Annotated in this window: 6 protein-coding genes and 1 pseudogene; 2 read left to right on the top strand and 5 right to left on the bottom strand. The window is 33.0% G+C overall.

Translation table 11 applies throughout. From position 1 onward, the window contains the following. Window positions 1–766, bottom strand: a pseudogene (locus CQA44_RS10885) (hypothetical protein); the annotation flags it as partial. Between the two features lie 148 nt (window positions 767–914). Here CQA44_RS10885 and CQA44_RS10880 point away from each other — a divergent pair. Further along, complete coding sequence (locus CQA44_RS10880) at window positions 915–2,165, top strand: hypothetical protein (protein ID WP_258865018.1); 1,251 nt, start codon at window positions 915–917, stop codon at window positions 2,163–2,165. Between the two features lie 191 nt (window positions 2,166–2,356). On the opposite strand, the gene CQA44_RS10875 is transcribed toward CQA44_RS10880, so the two are convergent. From CQA44_RS10875 to CQA44_RS10860, 4 genes are all read right to left on the bottom strand, one after another. Then, window positions 2,357–3,394: a glycosyltransferase family 9 protein gene (locus CQA44_RS10875; protein WP_115547257.1), complete on the bottom strand. Its 1,038-nt coding sequence runs from the start codon at window positions 3,392–3,394 to the stop codon at window positions 2,357–2,359. A gap of 85 nt (window positions 3,395–3,479) precedes the next feature. Further along, a complete protein-coding gene (locus tag CQA44_RS10870; RefSeq protein ID WP_115547256.1) occupies window positions 3,480–4,034 on the bottom strand; it encodes a hypothetical protein in 555 nt (184 codons plus the stop codon). Window positions 4,035–4,080: 46 nt separating this feature from the next. Beyond that, complete coding sequence (locus tag CQA44_RS10865; protein WP_115547255.1) at window positions 4,081–4,611, bottom strand: hypothetical protein; 531 nt, start codon at window positions 4,609–4,611, stop codon at window positions 4,081–4,083. A gap of 8 nt (window positions 4,612–4,619) precedes the next feature. Then, window positions 4,620–5,651, bottom strand: a complete 1,032-nt coding sequence (locus CQA44_RS10860) for a hypothetical protein (protein WP_258865017.1) — start codon at window positions 5,649–5,651, stop codon at window positions 4,620–4,622. A 174-nt stretch (window positions 5,652–5,825) separates the two neighbouring features. Between CQA44_RS10860 and CQA44_RS10855 the strand changes: the two genes are divergently transcribed. After that, window positions 5,826–6,250 (top strand): UvrD-helicase domain-containing protein (locus CQA44_RS10855; RefSeq protein ID WP_147289798.1); only part of this gene is annotated, 425 nt, incomplete at its 3' end.

The raw sequence follows: 6,250 nt of genomic DNA, 5'->3' as shown, positions 1-6,250 counted from the left end.
GTCCTTGTTTTTTTGCTCCTCCTTTCATAACACTTGCAAGATTATTGGCTTCTTTTGAGATAAGTATATTCGCATCTTTTAAGAGCTTGATTTCAGTGATGAGACTCATTTGTTTTTCTTGATTCTCTTTAGTATTTTGGGCTATTTCGTGTTTAAAACGTAAAATCTCTTCTGTCAATGGTTTGAGACTTAATTCTTGTTTTTCTTGGAATTGCTTACCTTTTTGTTCCAAAAGAGCATTGCTTATTTCATAAAATCTTTGTGTTAGGAGTGCTTCTTGTTTTTCACGTTCAATGGTCAATGTTTGTGTAATTTCCTCTTGTTTTATGCGATATTGTGTGTTGAGTTTTGATTCTTGTTCTGAAAGTGCTGCTTTGAGTCGTTCTTGAATCTCGATTTTATGAAAATCTTGTATTTCTTGGATTTTTGCCGCGTGATTTTTATGTACTTCTTGCAGGACTAAGTCTTTTGCTTGTAATTTATGCTCATATTCTTGCTTCATAGATTCTAAATTTTGGATTGTTTCTAAATGCAGATTCTCATTGTTTGTTTGCGCTATCTGGAGTTTTTCTAAGAGATGTTGTTCTTTTAATTGCATTTCTTTGATAATTAAGGCTGTATTGTGTTCTTGTTCTAAAAATTGCTTTTCATTTTGTGCAGAGGCGAATTCAAGAGATTTGATTTTTTTGGTTTGCCGATAATAAAGAATTACTATGATAATAAAGACAAGTGTAACAAAAATAAATGGCACGGTAAATGCTTGCATGAAATTCCTTATAAATGGGTGAATTCTAAATCACTAGCTTATTTTTTTGGGATAGATGATAACATAAAATTTTAAGTTAGGAAGTTTTTGCCGATTTAATATCATGTCTCATGATTTGAGAGACAAATCATAATATTAAGGATGCACAATGAAAAACATAGCAAGACATAGAAAATCTTTTGGAAAAACTTTTGCTGCAGGTAGTGTGGCTCTAGCCCTTTTAGCAAATACAGCTAGCGCATTGGAGATTACTCCTTTTGGTAAAGTTGGGGTAATTGGCAGTTTTAACTTTGGTAATGGTAATACTCTTGATGATCCTGTATTGGGTTATTTGGGTGTAACTGCGCATTTAGGTGTTGATTTTAATATTAGCGGCTTTAGGCTGGGTGTTGGAGCTATGGCTGGTTTTGCGCCTCTAACTCTTGGTGCTGGAGGAGGTTATGGAAGTAACTTCTTTGTTAATCACTTTGGTAGTTTGTATAAAAGTCCTTATGTTGATGCGTCAGAATTATATTTTGGTTATTCAGACCATGGAATAAGCTTGATCGCTGGTCGCTATAATGCAAGCAAATTACTTCCTACTGCAGAGTGGATTGGGGGACATAATCAAGGTTTAGCCTTTTCTTTTCAAAGTGATTATTTTGGTATTTGGGCTACTTGGGTGAATGATTATTTGCGTAACGGATATAATGCTAATGCAGACCTCGGATTAGATGGGCGTTATGGTATGGACTTAGCCGGATTCAGTGGCTATAGTTCAAGCTGGGATAACTTTAATATTAGAAATAACCTTTTTGCTGGTGGAGTAGATGTAAAATTTGCCGAATATTTTAGTTTTAGCCCCTATGCGCAGTATTGGGTAAGAAGTCATTTAGATAACTATCTACAAGTTGGAGCAAGATTATCTGTTGCTTTTAATGCAGGTCCTGTTAAGTCAAAAACAACACTTAGAGGATTATGGACTAACAATCTTAATTCTGGTGGCAATGGTGTAATGTGGCAGGCTGATGAAGAATTATTGTTTGTAGATATGATCAAATTAGGTGGTGGTTATTTCAGTGTTGGTGGCATTGGGTTAAATGAATTGACTATTGTTGATAGAACAAGATTCTATGGGCAATATCTCTTTCCTCAAGGTTATAATGGCACAGGGCTTATTAATCGAGGCTATCTTGATGCAAAAGTTCAAACATGGTATGTATTCACTGGATTTAAGCTTGGCGAAATGTTAGACTTTGATGTTCTCTATGCAGATGGCGATTATAAAGAATTCTCCGCTATTCTTAATTATAACATCCTTAGCAGTGAAAATTTTGCATGGTCTGTTGGTGGAGGTTATGTAACTAATGGTTTTGGAAATGCACATACAGGTTTGGCTTATACTAAACTTAAGTTTTAATGGGATTAATGATGGGAGTTTTGGAGTATAACTGCTTTTGAATATTCTGTCATATTTGATTTTGGATTATCAGTTGCGTCTTTTGATACTCCCCCTTACTCTTAGCGATTTCTTATACGCATAAAATGTTGTCATACATAAATCTCAGGATTCTTATGTATGACATTTGCACATTGAATTTAAACATGGATTCAGAGAAAAACAGTTTTGATTTCATTATCTCTTAGCATTTGCTTAAGTAGCGACAGTGTTTGTTCTATGACTTGATTTTCTTGCTCTTTATTTATGGTTGATAATGGTTTGTCTAAAAAGATATATTTTTTACTGTATGTAGCCCATCTTCTTGTATCATACTTTGGATAGATTCCAATCGTTGGAATTCTTTGATTTGAAGCCAAATGTATAGTGCCAGTACTAGGGCTTATTACACAGCTAACTTGTGAGATAAAAGAAGTGAGATTAAGTAAATTTTCATTATTTTGAAAGATAATAAACTTTGATAGATCATGTTGAGATTCCACAGAAGATATAAAATCTTTGTGTATTTGCGGATAAGTTGCGATAATAGGAATACATAAGGGGATTTTACTGACTTGATTAGCAATCTCTATCCACGAATCGAGATGCAGGTTATAAGGACATGCATGATTAAAGGGATTGATAAAAATCAAGTTTATAGGAGGAGTGTGTTCTAAAGTATTAGATAATCCTAAGTAATCTAATACTTTGGGCTTAATTAAGGAGAGAACAAAGTCTTTATGTTCCTTTGTAGTAGGTATTTTAGCCTTATTTAAGTCAATTGCAGCAATTTTAGAATCATAGAGTTTAAAATTTATTCTGCGTACAAAACTTAAGAGAATTTCTCTTTCACTGAGATGGTAGTATTTTTTACAGAAGTAAATTGGCACGGTTCTACAGCGAAATGAAAAGAGACTTGGTATCTTGGTTGCGCAAATAATACGTTTTGCATTTGTACTTTTTGCAAGATTAATAAAATAACTTTTAGAATTACTTAATAACAGATAATCACAATGATATTTGTTAATTTCTTCTTTTTCTATTGGACACCATAAATCTACAAAATCACAATATTCCAGAAGATTTTTCATTTTATTGTTGCTGAAAACAAAGAGCTTGCAATTATATATATTCTTTAATGCGTAAAAGGCTTCAAATCCTATAATGTTTTCTCCAAGTGCTGGACCTATAAATAAAAAACCTATATTCAAATTTCAATCCTTTGAAATACTCACTCAATTTAGATAGCTTAGATAAGCTAATGCTTTTTGAATGCTAGTGTGTTGAAAATTAAAGTTAAAGTTTATGCGAATAGGTACTCTGCATAATAGAGAATCCCAAACTAAAATCAATATTTCCCCTAGCATTTTTCTTTAGAGATAATGGCAAATCCAATATTGCACTGATATATTTTTCGTGTAATCTAGGAATAATTTGCAAAATCAAAAAAAGATTATTTGTCGCTACTTCCCCGCTAACGCTATATTGTATCTGTTTAAGTTGGTCTTGGGGAATATTTTTTTCACCAATTTTGCGCACATTGATTTTAAGGAATCCTTGCTGGATAATCTTACGCATAGCATTTTCATTTAAAGAACCTGAAAATACTTGCAATTTTTGATTGTTGCTGCTTGAAAAAGCATTCACGGTGTTTCTAGCATTTTCATTGATAACACGTGTTTGTTGTAATGTACTTTGTGTGATGCGATTGAAGTGCAATTGTTCTTTGTATTGATTAGCATGAGGTAGAATATAAGTATTAATATAGTATGCTGTAGAAGCAATAAAAAGCACACTCCAGACAAGATGACGGAAAATAGCATTTGGTTCTACATCATTAAATAATGCCATAATGTATTCCTTTTTAGTTTAGATAGTTTGTTGTTTCATGATGTTGTTATTCTATTCGCTCAATTAAACCATTATCTTTATCGGTTTGACTAATAGATTCAAAGTTAAACCATCCGCTTGATAATTGATAGAAATTTGCCTCACTGCTTGAATATATTGCGCGAAGTTGTGATTGTAAAGAAGTTTCAAATACTTCTTTGCTTGAAGTTATGCCACGTATAAAGAGTCGATTATTTTCAAACTTAATCTCAGAAATAGCCACTTGGTCTGGTATCATATTGAGGATATTTTCAATTTGTTGCCTTAATTTCTCATCACGATTTTTTACTTGTGTAACTACACCTAATTCATAGTGTAATCTTTCTCCTTCTTTGCTTAATTTCTCTGTGGTTTGTTTTATATGCTCTTGTTCGATTTTCATTGCCTCTTGTTCTTCTTTGAGTTCTTCAATTTGTAATAACAACAGAACTTTAAAGCTGATTAAAATTCCAAAAGCTACAATGAAATAAAATATCCATATTTTTGTAGCAAGCTTAAAAACATGCTTGGAAGTAGGCTTTGTGAAACTATAAGTCATAACAGTCCTTAGCTATTGAGCTCAATTTGAGCAAGATTAACGATTTCTTTTGGTAAATCTGTTGTTATAAGTGTAATATCTATCATGAGATTGGAGCGGATATTATGAATCGCTTGAGATGAAATACCATAACAGTCAAAAATAACAATTTCTTCAATAAAATCGCTATCATACAACGTATTTTGGTAGAAATCACGCAAACATGATTGCAAGAGATTAATAATGCTAGTGGATCTTCCTAGATCTTGCAAACTATCCCCTGATGAAACTACTTCTTCCCCATTGGAGCTGTCATCTACTAGATGTTCATTGGTTTCTAAATTGCTGAAATCAAATGAGTCAAAATCCTGTAAGTCTTGTTCTAAATCACCTAATTCTGTGTCTAAGTTGTCAAGATCTTCTGCGCTCTTTGTGCTTGAAGTATTGTTGGCTTGTGCGAGAGATTCTGGGAGGCTATCCGTAATAGTTGTTATAGGTTGTTCAGAGTTAATAGGAAGGAATGAACCATAAAGAGTTTCTTTACGTGTAGCAATAAGAGTTGATAAACTTTCTTTTTCTTGTAAAACAAACATCTTAGGCTTATCGCTTACAAGAGTTTTGCATTTAAAAAAAAGTAAAATGAAAGGAGAGAAAAGCAAATCTAGTCCGTTTGCTTTTTTAAAGGTATTTTGGTAGCGCACGATGTCATCTTTATGTATAAAAACAAAAGCATTGGGTAATTTTATGTTTTTGTATTCTTTTTCATTGACGCCAAAATTGGGAAAAAATGTTTTCTTAATACCGGGGACTAAAACTTGCTCAGTAGTTTTGCTAAGTATAGCAAGATAGCTGTAAGCATAACGCGTTTTAATCTTTTTAATGTATTTGATTGTTTCTGCTGAAGGTTCTCCATTTACGATTTTAAATTCTTTTCGCATTTCCTCTACAATCGCTCCTCCACGTTTCTTAGCTACTTGAACAATGCAGGTATCTGTGTCATAGTTCACACCAATAAGCACAGTTGCAAAAAGGGGTCGAAAAAGCGTTCCAATAATGCTCACAATAAACCTCACTTCTCTTAGAAAGCTAATTAAGCTACACATTATAGCATACTCTTGCAGCCTTTACTGATTGCTTTTAAGTATAATAATACTCTTAAAGATTAAGTGCATTATAAGCAATGTAAAAAAATATTATTCCAAAACTAATTAAAAATATCTAGGCAAGGAGGTTAAATGAAAGATTTGTTAGATTCTCTGAATGAAAATCAAAAACTAGCTGTTCAACACATTGATGGTGCATTATTGATTTTAGCTGGGGCTGGAAGCGGTAAAACCAAAACGGTTACTGCACGTCTAGCTTATTTATTAGGTGAGGTGGGTATACCCGCGCAAAATACCCTTACCCTTACTTTTACTAATAAAGCAGCAAAAGAAATGCAGCAAAGGGCTATTAATCTTATAGCTAGTGCGAATTTGGCAGTAGCCTCTATGCCTCTTTTGTGTACATTTCATAAATTTGGCTTATTGTTTTTACAAAAATACATTCATCTCTTGGGAAGATCTCAGACATTTAATGTGATTGATGAGGAAGATAAAAAGAAGATTCTAAGAGATATAAAAAAGAATTATTTTAGCCGCACGAGGATATTGCCCAAGCT

The organism is Helicobacter sp. MIT 14-3879, from assembly GCF_003364125.1.
The sequence above is the reverse complement of the archived record's forward strand: the minus strand, read 5'-3'. Positions and strand labels throughout refer to the sequence as shown.

Excerpts from the sequence above, each read along its gene's own strand:
- CQA44_RS10870 (WP_115547256.1), bottom strand. The coding sequence starts at position 4,034 with ATGGCATTATTTAATGATGTAGAACCAAATGCTATTTTCCGTCATCTT.
- CQA44_RS10865 (WP_115547255.1), bottom strand. The coding sequence starts at position 4,611 with ATGACTTATAGTTTCACAAAGCCTACTTCCAAGCATGTTTTTAAGCTT.
- CQA44_RS10880 (WP_258865018.1), top strand. The coding sequence starts at position 915 with ATGAAAAACATAGCAAGACATAGAAAATCTTTTGGAAAAACTTTTGCT.